Annotated in this window: 19 protein-coding genes; 9 read left to right on the top strand and 10 right to left on the bottom strand. The window is 39.8% G+C overall.

Features of this window, described 5'->3' with window-relative positions:
• The 6 genes from thsA to DPC56_RS06630 form a co-directional block, all read right to left on the bottom strand.
• A partial coding sequence (gene thsA, locus DPC56_RS06655) for a thermosome subunit alpha (RefSeq protein WP_112094298.1) occupies nucleotides 1–1,233 on the bottom strand: 1,233 nt, incomplete at its 3' end.
• 65 nt (nucleotides 1,234–1,298) lie between these two features.
• A complete protein-coding gene (locus tag DPC56_RS06650; RefSeq protein ID WP_112094297.1) occupies nucleotides 1,299–1,709 on the bottom strand; it encodes a hypothetical protein in 411 nt (136 codons plus the stop codon).
• 9 nt (nucleotides 1,710–1,718) lie between these two features.
• A complete protein-coding gene (locus DPC56_RS06645) occupies nucleotides 1,719–2,936 on the bottom strand; it encodes an FprA family A-type flavoprotein (protein ID WP_112094296.1) in 1,218 nt (405 codons plus the stop codon).
• Between the two features lie 552 nt (nucleotides 2,937–3,488).
• Nucleotides 3,489–4,025 carry a putative ATP-dependent zinc protease gene (locus DPC56_RS06640; RefSeq protein WP_181454411.1) on the bottom strand — a complete coding sequence of 179 codons (537 nt, stop codon included), beginning with the start codon at nucleotides 4,023–4,025 and terminating at the stop codon, nucleotides 3,489–3,491.
• 12 nt (nucleotides 4,026–4,037) lie between these two features.
• Nucleotides 4,038–5,426 (bottom strand): cyclic 2,3-diphosphoglycerate synthase, encoded by a 1,389-nt coding sequence (locus tag DPC56_RS06635; RefSeq protein ID WP_112094294.1) that lies wholly within the window; start codon nucleotides 5,424–5,426, stop codon nucleotides 4,038–4,040.
• A 261-nt stretch (nucleotides 5,427–5,687) separates the two neighbouring features.
• Nucleotides 5,688–5,996 carry a UPF0058 family protein gene (locus tag DPC56_RS06630; RefSeq protein WP_112094293.1) on the bottom strand — a complete coding sequence of 103 codons (309 nt, stop codon included), beginning with the start codon at nucleotides 5,994–5,996 and terminating at the stop codon, nucleotides 5,688–5,690.
• Nucleotides 5,997–6,878: 882 nt separating this feature from the next.
• Here DPC56_RS06630 and hisD point away from each other — a divergent pair.
• Genes hisD through hemL form a run of 4 tightly spaced genes read left to right on the top strand, consistent with a single transcriptional unit; the run spans nucleotide 6,879 to nucleotide 11,367 of the window.
• Nucleotides 6,879–8,153 carry a histidinol dehydrogenase gene (gene hisD, locus DPC56_RS06620; RefSeq protein ID WP_112094304.1) on the top strand — a complete coding sequence of 425 codons (1,275 nt, stop codon included), beginning with the start codon at nucleotides 6,879–6,881 and terminating at the stop codon, nucleotides 8,151–8,153.
• Nucleotides 8,154–8,158: 5 nt separating this feature from the next.
• Nucleotides 8,159–9,469, top strand: a complete 1,311-nt coding sequence (gene aspS, locus DPC56_RS06615) for an aspartate--tRNA(Asn) ligase (protein WP_112094291.1) — start codon at nucleotides 8,159–8,161, stop codon at nucleotides 9,467–9,469.
• Nucleotides 9,470–9,481: 12 nt separating this feature from the next.
• A complete protein-coding gene (locus tag DPC56_RS06610) occupies nucleotides 9,482–10,111 on the top strand; it encodes a cobalt-precorrin-8 methylmutase (protein ID WP_112094290.1) in 630 nt (209 codons plus the stop codon).
• Nucleotides 10,108–11,367, top strand: coding sequence for a glutamate-1-semialdehyde 2,1-aminomutase (gene hemL, locus DPC56_RS06605; RefSeq protein ID WP_112094289.1), 1,260 nt, complete (start codon nucleotides 10,108–10,110; stop codon nucleotides 11,365–11,367). The genes DPC56_RS06610 and hemL overlap by 4 nt, the downstream gene beginning before the upstream one ends.
• 23 nt (nucleotides 11,368–11,390) lie before the next feature.
• On the opposite strand, the gene DPC56_RS06600 is transcribed toward hemL, so the two are convergent.
• Together DPC56_RS06600 and DPC56_RS06595 are read right to left on the bottom strand one after the other, a co-directional pair.
• Nucleotides 11,391–11,942: a DUF4012 domain-containing protein gene (locus DPC56_RS06600; protein WP_245923948.1), complete on the bottom strand. Its 552-nt coding sequence runs from the start codon at nucleotides 11,940–11,942 to the stop codon at nucleotides 11,391–11,393.
• A gap of 310 nt (nucleotides 11,943–12,252) precedes the next feature.
• Entirely contained in the window at nucleotides 12,253–12,702 is a 450-nt protein-coding gene (locus tag DPC56_RS06595; protein ID WP_112094288.1) for a hypothetical protein, read from the bottom strand.
• Nucleotides 12,703–12,891: 189 nt separating this feature from the next.
• Between DPC56_RS06595 and mtxX the strand changes: the two genes are divergently transcribed.
• Genes mtxX through DPC56_RS06580 form a run of 3 tightly spaced genes read left to right on the top strand, consistent with a single transcriptional unit; the run spans nucleotide 12,892 to nucleotide 15,134 of the window.
• Nucleotides 12,892–13,617: a methanogenesis marker protein Mmp4/MtxX gene (gene mtxX, locus DPC56_RS06590; RefSeq protein ID WP_112094287.1), complete on the top strand. Its 726-nt coding sequence runs from the start codon at nucleotides 12,892–12,894 to the stop codon at nucleotides 13,615–13,617.
• Nucleotides 13,592–14,359, top strand: coding sequence for a polyprenyl diphosphate synthase (gene uppS, locus DPC56_RS06585; protein ID WP_112094286.1), 768 nt, complete (start codon nucleotides 13,592–13,594; stop codon nucleotides 14,357–14,359). Before mtxX ends, uppS begins: the two co-directional genes overlap by 26 nt.
• A gap of 1 nt (nucleotide 14,360) precedes the next feature.
• Nucleotides 14,361–15,134 (top strand): TatD family hydrolase, encoded by a 774-nt coding sequence (locus tag DPC56_RS06580; protein WP_394339530.1) that lies wholly within the window; start codon nucleotides 14,361–14,363, stop codon nucleotides 15,132–15,134.
• Between the two features lie 10 nt (nucleotides 15,135–15,144).
• Here the strand turns inward: DPC56_RS06580 and DPC56_RS06575 are convergent, their stop codons facing one another.
• Nucleotides 15,145–15,507 carry a carboxymuconolactone decarboxylase family protein gene (locus tag DPC56_RS06575; RefSeq protein WP_112094285.1) on the bottom strand — a complete coding sequence of 121 codons (363 nt, stop codon included), beginning with the start codon at nucleotides 15,505–15,507 and terminating at the stop codon, nucleotides 15,145–15,147.
• A 69-nt stretch (nucleotides 15,508–15,576) separates the two neighbouring features.
• Between DPC56_RS06575 and DPC56_RS06570 the strand changes: the two genes are divergently transcribed.
• Nucleotides 15,577–16,236, top strand: a complete 660-nt coding sequence (locus tag DPC56_RS06570; protein WP_112094284.1) for a 2,5-diamino-6-(ribosylamino)-4(3H)-pyrimidinone 5'-phosphate reductase — start codon at nucleotides 15,577–15,579, stop codon at nucleotides 16,234–16,236.
• 13 nt (nucleotides 16,237–16,249) lie between these two features.
• Nucleotides 16,250–16,825: a DUF483 domain-containing protein gene (locus DPC56_RS06565; RefSeq protein ID WP_220084824.1), complete on the top strand. Its 576-nt coding sequence runs from the start codon at nucleotides 16,250–16,252 to the stop codon at nucleotides 16,823–16,825.
• Here DPC56_RS06565 and DPC56_RS06560 read toward each other — a convergent pair.
• Nucleotides 16,797–17,393: a DedA family protein gene (locus DPC56_RS06560; protein WP_112094282.1), complete on the bottom strand. Its 597-nt coding sequence runs from the start codon at nucleotides 17,391–17,393 to the stop codon at nucleotides 16,797–16,799. The genes DPC56_RS06565 and DPC56_RS06560 overlap by 29 nt on opposite strands.
• Nucleotides 17,394–17,979 lie beyond the last annotated feature (586 nt).

Genomic DNA, 17,979 nt, shown 5'->3' with positions numbered 1-17,979 from the left:
GACCTCAGGAGCCCCTCCACCAGCAACAACCTTCTCATCCTCAACAGTCGCCGAAACAACACCAATAGCATCTTCAACAGCTCTTTCCACTTCCTCTGCAACTTGTCTTGTACTACCCCTCAAGATTATGGATAATGCCTTAGGATCCTTACAATCCTCTACAAAGGTTAAAAGCTCGTCGAAGATTTTCTTTTCATATACTACTCCAGCTTCTCCAAGATCTTCCTCTGTGAGATCCTCAATGTTTGTTACGAGTTTAGCGCCTGTGGCCCTTTCAAGACGTTTCATATCTGATTTTTTAACCCTTTTGAGGGCGTATATGCCTTCGCGTGAAAGGTAATGGAGTGCAAGATCATCGATGCCTTTTTGACAGAATAAGACGTTAGCTCCAGAATCTATGATTTTTTGGACCATGTCTTTTATCATCCGTTCTTCTTGTTCGATGAATGCTTGCATCTGGGATGGGTCTGTTAATCGTATCTTTGCATCTGTTTCAAGTTCCTTGACCTCTATTGGATACTTTAATAATGCTATCTTAGCGTTTTCAACACGTTTTGGCATTGCATGGTCTGCTCTTCCCTTGTCGATTGCTATTCCATTAACTACCATGGAATCGTCAACTGATCCTCCAAGTATCCTTTGAATGTTTATGTTGTCCTTGTCTATTTCACCATTATCTTCAACTTGGAGTATCGCATCTACAACTAGTTCTGCTAATGTTTCTCTTGCCTTTTCAGCTCCTTTCCCTGTCATTGCTGTCATAGCAACTTTTAGTAGGGTGTCACGATCCCTAGCATTTATCGCTATGGAATCCAGGATTTCTATGGCTTTTTTGGCTGCTTGTCTGTAACCTTCAACTATTATTGTTGGATGCACACCCATTTCCAAGAGTTCATCTGCTTTTTTGAGAAGTTCTCCCGTTATTATGACTGCTGTTGTTGTCCCGTCTCCTACCTCATCTTCTTGAGTCTTTGCAACTTCCACCAACATTTTAGCGGCTGGATGAGCTATATCCATCTCCTTTAGGATTGTGACACCATCATTCGTTACTACGATATCCCCTAGGGAGTCTACGAGCATCTTATCCATTCCCTTAGGGCCTAGGGTTGTTCTAATGGTCTCTGCTAGTATCCTGCCCGCTACTATGTTCATTCTCTGGGCTTCTTTTCCCACATATCTTGTGGTTCCTTTTGGTAGTATTATTATTGGTTGTGAGCCAGTTAACTGTGCCATGTGATCACCTCAATATAATATTTGCAATTATCCATGGGTTAGGAGTTCTATAAATATTTTACCCACTATTGTGGCATGATTTTTGGCATGAACGTTTGACAAAAATCGGGCTTTTTTCTTTTCATCTCTTCCCCTATCTTATCTGTTATCTCCTTTTCAAGATCTTCTGTCCTCTTGGAAGCAACAGCAAAGGATCTGTCATCTATATAAACCTTTAAACTCTCTTCACCCATAGATAGTTCAAAAGACACGGTTCTACCATTCCTCATATCATCTATTATATTCTCGAGTATGGGTGGTGAAAGCTTTAGTAACTTTTTTCCATGGGGTTTATAAATCTTTGTTGATGTTTTAATTTCATTTATCCTTAATGGAGCGCACCCTACTTCCCTGATGGTTTTCCGAGTAGCCCAGAATAAACATGTTAAAAGCTTATCCTTTGGGGACAAGTCCTCCCTTAGAAATATCTTCTCCATCTAATCACTTTAAAGGGATTTTATCTTAGAAGCCGCTGATTTGGCCAGATTATAACATTTAAGTAGATCGTCTTCTGATGGCACATAATCAACTTCTATGGTGGCGAACACGTCAAATCCTGCCTTTGAAAGTTCCTGTTTGAGGCTGTTAACCCCACCCCCACCCCAACCTTTAGAACCGAAAATAACTGCGAGTCTTCTGAAGCCTGTCCTGTCAAAGGCAAGACCCCTCAGATAATATGTTAGGTCTCCAAGGCTTGGGAATGGCCCGTTAAAAATTGTGGGACTCCCTATGAATACAGCTTTGCTTTCAAGTATATCCTTTACTATTTCACTTCTCTCGTCTTCATGGAGGAAGTACATGGAAACGTCTACTTCTTCGCTCATAGCCCCTTCTGCGAGGGCGTGGGCCAATTTTTGGGTGGAGTAATGCATGGTATCATATATTATTGTTATTTTATCTTCGCATTTTCCCGTGGCCCATTTTTTGTATGCGTTTATGATCTTCTCTGGCTTGGTCCATATTTGTCCGTGGGATGGTGCTATCATTTTTATCTTATCGAGGAGTCCTAGGTCCTCTACTTCTTTGAATTTTCTCAAAACTAATGGGGATAGTGGTGTTATGAGATTTGCATAGAATTTTCTCGCAGCATCCATTAAAATATAATCATCAACATCCCTGTCAAAGCGTTTATTGTAGCATAAATGTTGTCCGAAGGCATCATTGGAGAATAGTATACCATCTTCCACGAGGAATGTGAACATGCTATCAGGCCAGTGGAGCATGGGAGCTTCAAGGAACATGAGATTTTTACCGCCAAGATCTAGGCTGTCACCTGTCCTGACTATCTCCAGCTTAGAATCTTCTAGGGTTGGGTAATGTCTTTTTAATCCTTCAGCTGCTTTCCCCGTACAGTATATAGGTATTTTATACTTTTTCCAAACCTCTGGTAATGAACCGCTGTGATCCCTCTCGATATGGTTTTGTATTATTATATCAACTTTGTCTTTGCCCTCCTTTTGGAGTGCGTCATCTATTCTTGCCATCATCTGTGAGGCAGTTCCAGGATATGTGTTATCTATAAGGGCTACCTTATCTTCTCCGGAGACAAGATAAACATTATAGGTTGTACCCTTGAGAGTGTAACCATGGTAGCTCCTAATATCCCAGTCTAGGACTCCGACCCAGTAAACATTATCTGCAATTTTCACGGCATCAGCTTTCATATTAATACACCAATATTTTAATATGCTAGAAGTTATATTTAGTTTGTGACGTTAATAAACCCCAAAGTTCTTTGCACCTTAATAAAGGTTTAGCCTTCTGGAGGTGCACAAAAAAAGGATTTATGAGTATTAGGCGCCCATTCTTCGCATTCTTATGGAAATGGGACATATGGATATTTTTCCGTTAATATTGCCAATATTCCTTTTTCAAGACATGATTCAAGGGGTTGTTAGGAGACTTTTCAGTTCTCTGAATCCAATACAAGCATTCTAGTTCAAAATGGTGGAATTGACCATTCTATTTCATAAGGGGTGGACCATCTTTAGCGTGCCTATTTTCCTTAAAGTAATACTATGGATCTGAATTAGTAGATCATTTATTGAAGTCTTTTCCCTGCTGTGGGTTTCTATGTTATTACAGTTTTCCACAATTACATTCTTGTTTATCATTTTATAAGGGGCATGTTTTCTGCAGCTATCTTTCTTCCATTCTATGGAGTGGACTTTATTGGTTAATATTGAAAAATTGGATAGAAAGCTAATTACCTTCCTTTATTCTTCTATTTCATATTCGAATTCCCAGAATGGTCTTCCACTGATCTGGCCTTTTGAAAGGTGTTCCATTTCATGGGATGCTCCATAGGCTCCGGAACCTTCAAATTTAACAGGTTCCTTTATCCTTTTAAGTTTTATTTTGAGATTTAGAGGGTCTAAACTCGCTTTTATAATATAATCGGCTTCTATAATCATCTTATATGGTCTTTTAACAAGTTTTCTTTCACCTTTGTCCCCGCATTTTTCCAGTCTGTAAACTGTCCCCTCTTCCTTGAGTATTCTCGGATTTAAGAAGAGGTATACGATTTCGATGGTACAGCCGACCTTTTCCTTTTCATCGTATTCTGTGATCTTCTCTTTCACTGCCATGAACTTATCAGAGTTTCTCACAAAACTCCAATCCCCACCAAAGCGTATGGAAAAAAGGAGTGGGATGAAAGCATCAGGTGGGATTCCCAGCCTCTTTATAACCCTCTTTTCTTTTAGGGTGAATTTTAGGAGCTTTTTGAGTTGCTGGTGTTCCAAGTGTATCATCCCATAAAGTGATTATGGGGTGAGTCGGGTGTAAAAGTCGTCTATGGCCGCGTCAACAACTTCTATTATGGCCTTGTCAAGATCCTCAGGAGATTCATCCACTACAATAGGTATATTATCAGAGTATACCACGTCTAAACCAGCATCTAGCGCATCTTTTGTCGCTACATCTACTGCTGCTGCTTTCAATTCTGTTAACATGACCTCAGCCTCATTTATATACTTTTCTATGTCCTTTTGGAGTAGTGGCCTGTTTGAAAGGTGGGTTGTTGTGCCAACGATATTGCACTTGTACTTGTCTTCGAGGTATGCTACTAGCACGTCCATTATGGATTCTGGGGCTGTTGTTGCGAATAATACATTTTTATCCTTTATATCCTGGAGTGGTTTGGGCCTGAATATTGTTGGTATGACCTTTGCATTGGGGTTTATCTCATGTATAAACTCTTCTATATCTTTTATTTTCTTTTTTGTGGCCATGGGCTCTTCGCACATGGTTAGGATGATGAGATCTGCTAGTTTTATCCTGAATGGTCCGAAGAATTTTTTAATGTTTATCATGGGCTGGTTTGCACCTACTATGACGATGTGTCTGTTTGTTTTTACTGGGGGTATGGCGGCTCCGCTCCCTTCCATGATAACGAAGTCCGCTTCAACTTCATTTGCGATTTCAGCGCCACGTTTCGCATTTGTTATGAACACGTCACCTACCATGCCGCCGCCGCATCTTCTGCATCCTATTGTTAATATTCTGCTCATGAGAGCGTCTTCCCAATGGTCTGAGGCGGCGTGCACGCCCTTGTATGCTTGTTCTATCAAGTATTCTGGTGTGATGCGTATCTTATCCCCGCGGACTATCTCCGGCTCCTCCGGGCCCCCTCGGCCCATTGCAACAACACATGGGTTATAATCTTTTTCATGGATTAATCGGGCGGCGTATGCAGATACTGCTGTTTTACCTATCCTTTTACCTGTTCCGAGGATTTTAATTGATGGTTTTTCGAGGACATCATATTCTGTGAGTGGTTGGAATTCAAAGTCTGGGCCTCTGTATATTGCACCTTCTTCTAGTACTATGGTTGCTATGTTAAACCTTTTGGAGTAGTCGAGTACTGGCTCGTCGCTTAGGTCCATAACAGTATCTGCATCATATTTTCTTATGATTTTTCTTATTAGATTATATGGGATTTTATGGGGGTCCTCTCCGAAGTAGACTGGTTTTTCCATGATCTTGGCATATTCTTCTGGGGAGGATGTTTTGAGTTTCTCTGTACCCCCTATGAATACAAGAGCTTTAACATCTATGTGTTCCATACAATCAAGGGTTTCAACTGCGGCTTTTGTAACTGGTAGATAATGTTCACCATCAACGAGACAGATAATCTTCTCCATAGCTTTCATTTTTTCAACACCTTCTAAATTGTTTCTTAGGTTTGATGTCAGTATTATTAATATTAATAATTTCGCGACCTTATCATACAGAAGTATGTGGGGGGTTTCTTATTAAAGAAGTAGATACAACTATTATCTTTTTTGTGTGTAAATGTAAAGTTAAAAAATTGGGATTATATGATTTCATGTTTTCCTGGGCGTAATTTGGGGGCCTCGATCCTTCTATGGGGAGATTACCCTTCTTTGTACGCTGGGAGATGCTTGAGTAGCCTATTTAGCTTCTATATTAGCTTCCATTTTTGCAAGTTCCTTTTTTGATCTTTTAGCGAGCTCTGATAGACCATTTACAATGTTTGGGGGTAGTGTGTCATTTCCCTGTTTTGCGAGTATTTCTGAGATGGCTGTTGAAAGTACAAAAATAGCATATTTGTGTTCCGCTTTTGTCCGGTGGATGTGATGGGGGCTGATATTAAGTGAAAAATACTTCTCACATTCTTTTTCTATGTCATGACCATTTTCGAGATATTTTAAAATGTATACTAGGAATTGATGTAGTTGTATCATTTCATCCTTATACATGGGTACCAGCCTCGACTCCCTCCATTATAGAGTAGTAATGCAGATTATATAAAACTAATGATAGGGAATCAAAAAATAACCAACTGGTACACTAAAAATCATACTATTAAGCCCCTCTATGAATTTTCTCTAATATGCTTTGGATTTATATATAATGTTCTTCTTTTATATACCTTTATGTAAATGCACAAAAAAAAGTGTTCAAAAAATGACACATAGTAAAAATTATCCGCCTTCTGAGATGATCTCATTTCCTCTTGGATTTTTGTGCAAGCCTACCATTCCCCAGTAATGGGCGAATACTTTTGGACTTCCCACCCATGGATCGAAGTAAAAATCAATGAAATATCCCACTATAAGAGGAGGTTTCTACTTTTTGTGTCCCCCCCATTGAGGGGTGGGTTATCTTCCTCTATCTCCTTACTTTAAATTAATTATTCAAACACATTATTAATCAGTGACAGTCCATATTATCTGTTCAGCTTTTCCTCAGCTGCCTGGGGAAAGTAAATGCGAAACTTGTAGCTAAATCGGCCCCTTTCACCATTGTTAATGGGACACCTTTTATCAAGTTTTATCATCTGGTAAACTAAAATCTCCCCAATGTATCCTCCATTCTTTGGAAGGGAACTTAATAGCATTGAAAGATTAAAATCATACAAAGATTCACAATAGCTAAAGAAATATTCTGAAAATTAGCCACCATATAAAAAATTTCTTAGTTGACCCCCCCAATAGTATTATAAATTTAAACAATCCTACCTAATGACATGTTTAACGGTATCTTTCGCTAGGGGAATAACCCCCCATGAAAATGGTCAAAATTTGACCCCCCTCCAACTACGTATAAAACATCTGATAAAATTAATGTTTGTGATAGATATGCAGATCAGAGAATTCGAAGCTCACATGATAAAAGAACTTGTGAAAAGATCCTCACCAAATATCGATAATGTAACAGAACCTGTTAAGAAGATAATTGACGAGGTTAAAAGAGATGGTGACAAGGCACTCAGAAAATTCACAAAGAAATTCGATGGTGCCGACATCGAAGAATTCAAAGTTACAAGGGAGGAAATAGAAGAAAGCTACAAGAAGATAGATGAAAGAGTGAAAAATGCATTGGATATGGCGGCTGCAAATATCAAAAAATTCCACAGACTACAACTCCCAAACCAATGGCTGAAGAAGATAAACAATGGTATAATCGGAGGTCAAATTATAAGGGCAATTGAGAGTGTGGGCTGCTACATACCTGGAGGCAGGGCAGTTTATCCTTCCACAGCCCTTATGACAATAATACCCGCCAAGATAGCTGGTGTCAAACGGATAATCTGTTGCACCCCACCAGCCAACGATGGGACCATCAATGAAGCCACACTCATAGCGGCCGACATGGCCGGTGCAGATGAAATATACAAGGTTGGGGGCGTTCAAGCCATAGCTGCCATGGCATACGGAACCGAAACCATAAACCCTGTTGACAAAATCGTTGGACCTGGGAACATATTCGTAACAGCAGCTAAAAAGTTGGTCTATGGGGATGTGGACATTGATTTTATAGCAGGCCCCTCTGAGGTTCTTATAATAGCTGATGAGCACGCTAACCCAGAATATATAGCCATTGAGATGATAGCCCAAGCCGAACATGACCCTGATGCAGCCTCGGTACTTGTAACACCATCAAAGAGTCTTGGAGAGAAAGTTTATAATATCCTAGAGAATAAGATTAAACATGCTAAAAGGGGTGACATCATAAGAAAGTCCCTCGAAAATTATGGTAGGATAATCATTGTAAAGGATCTTGGAGAGGCTGTTTATTTCAGCAATGAATACGCCCCTGAGCACCTTATAATAATGACCAAGGACCCTAAGACACTATTAGATAGGATTGAAAATGCGGGGTCTATATTCCTCGGAGAGCTAACACCAGTTTCTGCAGGAGACTATGGTTCAGGAACCAACCATGTGCTACCTACCAGTGGATGTGCAAGGATGTACTCAGGACTATCAACAGAATCCTTCTTGAAAAAACCCACAGTACAAATATTATCAGAAGAAGGTCTTATAACACTTAAGGATATTGTAATCCCACTTGCAGAATATGAGGGACTCTATGCACATGCAGAATCCTTTAAAAAAAGGCTTATGAGGTGACAATCATGCTCGGTAAGACAAGGAGAACCCATTATTCAAATGAGATCACAACATCACTTGACGGATCCCACACTATTCTCATGGGCTGGGTGCATGAAATAAGAGACCTTGGAGGGATCATATTCATACTACTCAGGGACAGGACAGGTATAATACAAATCACCGCCCCAAGTAAAAAAACATCAAAAGACCTATTCAAAAAGTTAAGAAAACTTAAAAAAGAATACGTTATAGAAGTAGAAGGGACAGTCAAAAAATCCCCCAAGGCCCCAGGAGGCGTTGAAATAATACCCTCCAATGTGAAAGTTTTGGCTAAATCACAACAACCATTACCACTTGACCCCACAGGAAAGGTTAAAGCCGAAATTGACACAAGACTAGACTCAAGGTTCCTAGACCTTAGAAGGCCCGAAGTAAGTGCAATATTCAAGATAAAAAGTAGAATGTTACATTCTGTGAGGGTTTTCCTCGAAAAAGAAGGTTTTATCGAAATAAACACCCCCAAGCTGGTTGCATCAGCAACCGAAGGAGGGACAGAACTCTTCCCCATAACCTACTTTGAAAGGGAAGCATTCCTAGGCCAAAGTCCACAACTCTACAAACAGATGATGATGGCAAGCGGACTCGACAAAGTCTATGAAATAGCACCAATATTCAGGGCCGAAGAACACGACACCCTCAGACACCTAAACGAGGTCATATCCATCGACATAGAAGCGGCCTTCATGAACCATGAAGATGTTATGAAAATACTTGAAAGACTTGTTGTAAATGTCATAAAAGACATTAGGGGACATTGCAAAGATGAACTCGAAATTCTAGGCAGAGAACTTGAAATACCAAAACTACCATTTGAAAGACTAGAGTATGATGAAGTTGTGGAGATAGTCAACTCCCAAGGAGTCCACCTTAGATATGGGGAGGACCTCTCAAGGGCTGCTGAAAAAGCTCTAGGCGAGATAATGGACGGATACTATTTTATAAAATCCTGGCCAACTAGCATAAAACCATTTTATGTAATGCCAAGGGAGGACGATCCAAGCAAAAGTTATGCCTTCGACCTCATGTACAAGGACCTTGAAATATCCTCTGGTGCCATGAGGGTCCATGAACACGATCTCCTAGTTGAAAAGATCAAGAAACAGGGACTAAATCCCAGATCATTCGAAAGTTACCTTTCAGCCTTCAGGTATGGTATGCCACCACATGCAGGTTGGGGTCTTGGAGCTGAAAGATTCACCATGGCACTGTTAGAGATTAAAAATATCAGGGAAACAGTGTTATTCCCAAGAGATAGAAGAAGATTAACCCCTTGAAATGTGATCTGGATGATGGGCGCATCCACGAGAAAAGGAGAAGAAATCGCGGAAAAAAGTAGAAAGATCATAAAGAAGCTTATAAGAGACAAGATAGAAGGGTTATCCCCAGAGGAATCGGCCATCATAGAAAGGATAGTTCATTCCACGGCCGACCCAGAATATGCTGATATCACTAAGATGAGCCAAGATTTCATACCTTCAACTATAGATGCCTTATGGGGCCTTAAAGATATACTAGTAGATGTTGAAATGGTGAAAGTAGGGATATCCTATGATGGGGAAGTCAAATGTTATATAAACCATCCTAGTGTTATAAGGATGGCGAAGGATAAAAACATGACCAGGGCAGCTGCTGCAATGGAATATGCGGCCTCAAAGGGTTTCAGTGGAGTTGTGGTAGTGGGTAATGCGCCAACAGCACTCCTAAAACTCATAAAATTGGCAAAAGCGGGTATGGATGTCAATTCCATAATAGGTGTGCCTGTTGGTTTCGTAGGTGCTGCTGAATCCAAAAAACTCCTCACAAAAACAGACATACCATACCTTATAACTTCCGGTCCAAAGGGTGGGACCCCAGTTGCAGTGGCAGCTACAAATGCCCTAATAAACCTCGCGAAAAAGAGAGGAGGAATAATATGAGATCCGATAGTCTATTTAAAGAGGCTTTAGAGGTTTTACCTGGTGGTGTGAGCTCTCCGGTAAGAAGATTCGAACCATACCCTTTCTTTGCCAAGAAAGGTGAAGGTTGCATGCTCTATGACATTGATGGCAACCGTTACATAGATTATTGTCTAGCCTATGGCCCCCTTATTCTTGGACATGCCCCAGAGAAGGTTATAAGTGCGGTCTGCGAACAAATCAAAAAAGGCAGTACTTATGGTACGCCAACAAAAGCCGAAGTGGAACTTGCAAAACTTGTCATTGAAAGGGTGCCGGCCGCTGAAATGATAAGGTTTGTGAATTCGGGTACAGAGGCTACAATGGCTGCAATAAGACTTGCAAGGGCATTCACTGGGAAAGATAAAATAATCAAATTTGAGGGCGCATATCATGGCGCACATGATTATGTCTTGGTAAAACCAGGATCTGGCGCGACAGCAGCCCCTGATTCACCGGGCATACCCACAGACACGATAAAAAACACTATATCAGCGCCTTTCAATAATGAAGAAGCAGTTGCGAGTATAATAGAAGATGATGATAATATTGCAGCAATAATAGTAGAGCCTATTATGGCTAATATAGGCTGTATAGAACCAGAGGATGGCTACCTAAAATTTTTGAGAAAAATAACAAGTGAAAATGGCATACTCTTAATATTTGATGAAGTTATCACAGGTTTCAGAATAGCCCCTGGTGGTGCCCAAGAATATTATAATATAGCTGCAGATCTTGTAACCTATGGGAAGATCATAGGAGGAGGATTCCCAATGGGCGCACTAGCAGGTTCTAGAGAGATAATGGAGCATATATCACCTGCAGGAGATGTTTATCAGGCCGGAACATTCAATGGGAATCCCGTATCGGTAACTGCGGGTATAACAACCCTTAAAGGATTAACAGAGGACATTTACAAGGAGCTTAATAAGAAAGGGGAAATGATAAGAAATGGTATGAAGGATATTCTAGAGGATAATAGTCTAGAATTTTATATAGCAGGGTTATCATCAATGTTCCAGGTCTACTTTACCGAGAGAAGGGTTAAAGATTATACTAGTGCCAAGACGGCTGACTTAGAAATGTTCAAAAGGTATTTCCATGGTCTCTTAAAGGGTGGGGTTTTCGTGCCACCATCACAATTTGAATGCTGTTTTATTTCAGCAGCTCACAGAAAAGAAGATCTCGACATGACATTAGAGGTGATGGAGGAATCCATTAAAAAGGCCATCAAATAGACCCTGCATGGTGAATTGCATGCTTATCTTATAAGTTTTTCGAATCCTGTGTATGTTAAAAATTCCACAAGGGCGGTTTGTGGGATTACAATGATATTACCTTGTGCATTTTGCTTAACCACCTCATCTAATAAGTCTACATACTTGCCCCTATCCCTTGCAGAGTCTAATATGGCTTTCATAAGAGATTTCACCGCCTCTCCCCTAGTGTATCCATTTTTCTGTTCTTCTCTTAGGAAGTCTATTGAATTGCCTGAGACGTAACCTCTCCCCTCCACGTATACTGGCCCTACCCTTGCCAGGATCGCGTCAACAGCTTCTGGGGTTACTATAACCACAACATCTGTCTTTTCACCAGTATTATATTCCACTATCTCCTGGGCGAGCTTCGCCCCCTTTTCTGTGTCTTTTTCCCAGAGAGCATCATGTAGATACCATTTTTTAACACCTATAGCTCTTAGGGATGGTGGCGGTACTGCAGTGGGATGGGCCATCTGCCCTGGGTAGATAGATTTTATACTTGTTATGTTCCCATTATTCAAGGTTATGATGAATGCCATGTCAACTGCTCCTATGCCCGGTCTTGGCTCGCTTGGATCAGCGCATAAGAGCAGTACCTTTTTTTTCTCCTATCATCACATTTTGAGGACTTTTAATATACATAGAGGAAATAAAAATAATAATTGCAAGAACTATTATGAATATTATGATGATTTTTTTTCTCATGGATATTCTGTTGGTACCTTTCTATTATATAAATTGTCATCATTTTAAGGACTTGTCCTCGTGTGAGCACCCCCCACTGTGGGGGGGTAAACATGGAAAAGGTAGTGGAGTAGCTGAAATCTCTTTTATATTGGTGTTAATGTGGGGGGCTTCCCCCAGTTAAAAGATTAAAATGATTAGAAGGATAACTGTGACTATAGCCGCCAATATTAAATAATAGTTGGTGTTTTTATGGGTTTTAATTTCTTTTCTTTTATTTTGTATGGTGTAGATTAGATCTTGGGCATCGTCAAGGTCATTTTTGAGTAAATTTTCAAGTGTTTCTCTGTTACTAGTAATTCCAGCGCCGATTATTTCCCCATGGGGTTCTTCTATGATTTTACTCTCTTTGATAATTTCAAATTTCTCAGAATTCACTCTTTCGGTGGTTTCGTTAATTTCGTGAGGTTTTTCTCTGTAAGCTTTTTCTAGAGAATCGTAATATTGGAGTGAACCCCCACATTGACATGAGACAAAATCAGAAGGGCTTTCACCTTCCTCCAACTTGTAATAGCCTCCACATTCACTACAGATAAGATAACCTTTGGAGTGGGATTTTTCAGCCTTCAACTGGGACACCCCCCAGTAAACACCCCCAAATTAAGGTATCATCATTGCTCCTTTTCATCATCTTAACAAAAAGGAGCGTACAAAATTATCTTATATTATTATTCATAAATAAACCTTTTGTATAGAGTATTGAGAATTCTATCATAATTTGAAATGAGTGAGTAAAATTATCATTGAGAGGCTCTAAATATGGTGGTTGTAGTAGGAGTTGGTGAAAACAAAAATGTTGAAAAAGCGGCGAATAATATAGACTTTGAAGTTCTTTTATCTTATTCAGAGGATGAATTTATCAAGATGATCCATGAGGATCTTGGGGATGCATATGTGAGAGGTTCACTAAATTCAGCGCCTATAATACGAGAATTAAAAAAGATTGGCGATCCTAAGAGGGCATCATTTATAGAATTAGATGATCACAGTTTTTTCCTCGCCCCTGTTGGTATAGATGAAGGATTCACAATAGACGAGAAGATAAAGATAATAGCCTATTGTTCCAAGTTCATGGAAAAAATAGGTCTCAAGGCTAGTATAGCTGTTATTTCAGGTGGCAGGCCACAGGATATTGGAAGAGCACCAGAAATCGACAAATCAATCAAAGAAGCCGAGAAGTTAACATCAATGATAAAAGATAAATATGATATAAAACATTATTATATTCTGATAGAGGATGCTATAAAGGATGGACGTAATCTGATTCTAGCCCCAGATGGTATAACAGGTAACCTGATATTCAGGAGTCTTGTGTTAATCGGATCAGCTAAAAGTCATGGGGCTATAACCCTTGGAATAGACCCTATTTTTATAGACACCTCAAGGGCCCAGACCGTCGAGGGCTATGAGAGAGCGTTAAAATTCGCATATAAACTTGCTAATATGAAGGAGGACGTGCATGAAACTCCTAAAACCAATCTATAAACTCTACGAATGGTACATTTTAAGAAATTTGAAAAAGGAGAAAATGCCAAGGCATGTAGCCATAATAATGGACGGTAACAGGCGCTATTCACGATTACAAGGAAGTAAAGATCCTATACAAGGCCATAAAAAGGGTATTAAAACCCTTGAAAAAGTACTAGATTGGTGTATAGACCTTGGAATAGAGATCGTGACAGTTTATGCATTCTCCACTGAAAACTTCAAACGTCCTAAGAATGAAGTGGAGGGTCTTATGAGACTATTCGAGGAAAACTTTAAAAAAGTCGCCGAAAATGAGAAGATCCATAAAAATCGTGTGAAGATCAAAGCCGTAGGCGACCTCGACCTTTTACCCGAGAATGTGAAAGAAGCTATTAGAATAGCTGAAAAGGCCACGGAAGAATACGATGATAAGATTCTTAATATTGCCATAGGCTATGATGGGCGGCTAGAAATAGTTGAAGCCACAAGGAAGATAGCTCAGATGGTTAAAGAAGGTAAAATCGAACCAGAGGACATTGATGAGGACACTATAAATGACAACCTTTATACTGCAGGATTAGAAGACCCCCACCTTATCATAAGGACGAGTGGCGAGGAAAGACTGAGTGGATTCCTACTATGGCAATCATCATATTCTGAATTATATTTCTGTGACAGTCTTTGGCCAGAATTTAGGAAAGTGGACTTTTTAAGGGCTCTGAGATCATATCAGGAACGTGAGAGGAGATTCGGCATCTAGTTTGTGGGGGTTTGGTAGGATAATAGATGTCCATTGCCACATAGACTTCAAAGAATTTAACAAGGACAGGGAAGAGGTTATAAAAAGGGCCAAGAAGAAGTTAACAGGCATAATAGATTGTGGAGTCGGTCTTGGGGGTGTGAGAAGGTCCATAGGGTTATCAGAAGAGTATAAACATTTCATATATCCTACTTTGGGTTTACATCCAGTAGACGCGGCTAGGATGGAAGATAATATCATAGAGGCCACTATAAGAGAAATAGAGGATAATATAGAAAAAGCGGTGGGTGTTGGTGAGAGTGGATTGGACTTCCACCATACAAGGGACTTGGAAGGTCGCAGGAGGCAGGAAAAAATCTTCAGATTATTCATAGAACTTGCAATTGAATATGAGCTCCCACTCATAATCCATGCAAGGGACAGTGAAAGACAAGCCTTCAAAATCATAAAAGAACACCCAATAGAAGATGTGATATTCCACTGTTACAGTGGCAGCATAGACACGGCAAAAAATATAATAGAGGAAGGTTACTATCTTTCATTCTCTACTATGGTATGTTTCATAGATCATCACCAGAAACTGATCAAGGACTTGCCACTTCAAAGTATCCTAACAGAAACTGACAGCCCATACCTATCCCCATTCAAGGGCAAAAGGAACGAACCATCATTCATAGAAGAAGCACTGAAAAAAATAGCACAAATAAAAAATATGAGCATGGCAGAAGTTGATAAGATAACAGAAAAAAATGCGAAAAAAGTATTCGGGATATGATCATCCCCCCCTAATCTTTTAGGATTTCTTTAGCCGCTATAAGAGCATTTATAGCGGCTGGGAACCCAGCATATACTGACATTTGTATTATTGTTTCTATTATCTCCTCCCTAGTACAACCAGCATTAACAGCACCACGTATATGACTTTTAAGTTGCGAAGTGGCGCTTCCAAGGGTTGTTAAAGCAGCAATAGTTATAAGCTCCCTGGTTTTAAGATCAAGACCTCCACGGGAATATATCTCACCATAAGGGAACTCAGCGACAATACGCGCAAAATCAGGCGCTATATCCTCCAACTCCCCCTTAAGCTCCTCATAGGAATCCCTATTAATCTCATATAATATCCTCAAACCTCTCTCATACCTGTCCATAACTTTATACCTCCAAATCAAATAGAATATATCATCCCCACATAATAATCTTAGGGGGTGTACAATAAATTGAAACCCTATGTTATATTAAACGCTGCCATGACACTTGATGGCAAAATAGCAACCCACACCGGAAGCTCGGAAATATCAGGAAAAGAAGATCTTAAAAGAGTCCATAGACTAAGAAGAGAATGTGACGCTATAATGGTAGGAATAAACACAGTACTCATAGACAACCCCAGACTAACAATACACAAGATAAAAGCAGACAAATCAGAAAACCCCACAAGAATAGTTGTCGACAGCAAAGCAAGAACACCCCTAAATTCCAGAATACTCAACAAAGAAGCCCCCACAATAATAGCAACCTCCAAAAGCGCCCCAAAAGAAAGAATCAGAAAACTATCACAAAAAGCCAAAATCATCACCACCGGCAACAAAAAAGTAAACCTGAAAAAATTAATGGCCGAACTAAAAAAGATGGGTATAAAAAAACTAATGCTAGAAGGCGGTTCAACCCTAAACTTCTCCATGCTCAAAGAAGGCCTCGTAGATGAAGTAAGAGTCGCTATAGCGCCTATGATAGTAGGTGGAGTTAAAGCAAAAACACTAGTAGGCGGCCAGGGCATACCCTATATGAAAGATGCGATAAAATTACAACTCAAAAAATACCACACCCTAGGAAAAGACCTAATACTAGAATATAAAGTCCTAAAATCCCAAAAATAGGGGGAAGACCATATTGCTCGAGGAAATCTACAAAAGAATAATCAAATTAAGAAAAAACAGGTGCCAGGACGGCCCCAAAAGCATCTGTCGCGTGGATGAGTTCTACTTCAGCCAATTAATGGCCCGCTTAGAAAAAGAGATAGAGATCGTCAACAGATATAATCCCCCAACAAGACCCGCCCTAGACCCGCTCGTATCCACAGAACTTGGAATCTACCGGGGCGACGACTACCAGATAGGCCGACTACTAGGCTATCCAGAATGTTGCATGAAAAGCTTTTCAGAAGAGACAAGATTCGCAATAGACAAAAAACACCTAAAAGAACTAGACGAAATGGAATTTCCAGAAGACGCATATGCACTTATACTACCATCAGGTTTCATACCCTGCAGTTTAAAATGTCCAAAAGCATGGGAGAATAAACTAATAGCCTACGTAAACTCCAAAGAATACCAGATGATACTAGAACTTGAAGAGGAGCTTAAAAGGGAACTTCCACACTTCCATCTAGGCTACAATGAATATTATGAGAAACTCCCCATCAAAAAAAAGAGGATAGTTAAATCTTCCTCCACAGATAGACTATAAGCAAGGCCAATCCTATGATAACAGCATAATCAAGCAGATGAAATATGGATTCTACAGTCGACCAGTTAGGACCCAAGTTATATCCAATGTATGTTAAGGCGAAACACCATGGCACCGATCCTATGAAGGTGTAGATTGTGAACCTTTTCAAGTCCATTTTTGCTATCCCAGCTGGTAATGAGATGAATGTACGTATAACAGGAAGAACCCTTGAGATTAGAACCGCCTCATGACCATACTTTGCAAACCATTCTTCTGCCATTTCAAGCTTTTTCTCTGTGATGAGAATATACCTACCATATTTTTCAAGGAATGGTCTGCCACCATAAAATCCCACAAGATATGCTATCCATGAGCCTATAAGGTTTCCTAGAGCCCCTATAAATGTGACCCCAAGGATGCTCATAGCACCCTTCCATGCTACATATCCACTAAACGGCATTATAACCTCACTAGGCAATGGGATGCATGCACTCTCAAGGACCATACATATAAAAACTCCAAAGTATCCTGTTTCTTGGATGAACCCAATAACAATATTACTCAAATACTCTACAATACTAAACATCAGCCTCCTATTTTATCCAACATTCAATATATACTTTTTTTTATCAGATAATAAATGATAAGGTTAGAAATTGGCTAAGGAAAGATAGTATAATATCATCTTATTCCAGAGAAGAGGTTCTGGTCAAAGCCCTCAAAAGAGCTGAAGAAGGTGAGATACAAGGCTTCTCCCCCCAAATTTTTTCAAAACTCCTAAATTTCAACCAAACTGGCTTCAAACTGAACAGAAACAGACTTTCACTCTCAAAAGTTGGCAAAGTCAAAGTGGCCCCCATCGACAGTCAAATGAAAGGAGTAATAGTGAAAAAGAGTAAAAGTGGGAAATGTTTCGCAATCTTTCAAATTGAACCGATCATCACTTACCATCTGGCAAAATCATAAGCCTTGACATCGATAAAACCGACTACCGTATTGACTGTGATGGTGTAACATTCGAAAATCCTCTATTCTTCGACAGGACAATAAAGAAGATAAAAGAAAGCCCGAAAACAATTGACAAGGAAAGGTCAAAGAAAGGGAGAAAGCAAAAAGGAAAGTATGCCAAGCTTTTTACGAGAAGCTCGAAAAAAAAACCAGAGAAACAACTT

Origin of the sequence: Methanothermobacter tenebrarum, assembly GCF_003264935.1 — an archaeon.
Taxonomy (GTDB): Archaea; Methanobacteriota; Methanobacteria; order Methanobacteriales; family DSM-23052; genus Methanothermobacter_A; species Methanothermobacter_A tenebrarum_A.
This window is presented reverse-complemented; position numbering and strand designations above follow the sequence as displayed.

What these genes read in the sequence shown, in the direction of transcription:
- DPC56_RS06650 (WP_112094297.1), bottom strand. Translation starts at nt 1,709, where the DNA reads ATGGAGAAGATATTTCTAAGGGAGGACTTGTCCCCAAAGGATAAGCTT.
- DPC56_RS06645 (WP_112094296.1), bottom strand. Translation starts at nt 2,936, where the DNA reads ATGAAAGCTGATGCCGTGAAAATTGCAGATAATGTTTACTGGGTCGGA.
- DPC56_RS06640 (WP_181454411.1), bottom strand. Translation starts at nt 4,025, where the DNA reads ATGATACACTTGGAACACCAGCAACTCAAAAAGCTCCTAAAATTCACC.
- DPC56_RS06635 (WP_112094294.1), bottom strand. Translation starts at nt 5,426, where the DNA reads ATGAAAGCTATGGAGAAGATTATCTGTCTCGTTGATGGTGAACATTAT.
- DPC56_RS06630 (WP_112094293.1), bottom strand. Translation starts at nt 5,996, where the DNA reads ATGTATAAGGATGAAATGATACAACTACATCAATTCCTAGTATACATT.
- hisD (WP_112094304.1), top strand. Translation starts at nt 6,879, where the DNA reads ATGCAGATCAGAGAATTCGAAGCTCACATGATAAAAGAACTTGTGAAA.
- aspS (WP_112094291.1), top strand. Translation starts at nt 8,159, where the DNA reads ATGCTCGGTAAGACAAGGAGAACCCATTATTCAAATGAGATCACAACA.
- DPC56_RS06610 (WP_112094290.1), top strand. Translation starts at nt 9,482, where the DNA reads ATGATGGGCGCATCCACGAGAAAAGGAGAAGAAATCGCGGAAAAAAGT.
- hemL (WP_112094289.1), top strand. Translation starts at nt 10,108, where the DNA reads ATGAGATCCGATAGTCTATTTAAAGAGGCTTTAGAGGTTTTACCTGGT.
- mtxX (WP_112094287.1), top strand. Translation starts at nt 12,892, where the DNA reads ATGGTGGTTGTAGTAGGAGTTGGTGAAAACAAAAATGTTGAAAAAGCG.
- uppS (WP_112094286.1), top strand. Translation starts at nt 13,592, where the DNA reads ATGAAACTCCTAAAACCAATCTATAAACTCTACGAATGGTACATTTTA.
- DPC56_RS06575 (WP_112094285.1), bottom strand. Translation starts at nt 15,507, where the DNA reads ATGGACAGGTATGAGAGAGGTTTGAGGATATTATATGAGATTAATAGG.
- DPC56_RS06560 (WP_112094282.1), bottom strand. Translation starts at nt 17,393, where the DNA reads ATGTTTAGTATTGTAGAGTATTTGAGTAATATTGTTATTGGGTTCATC.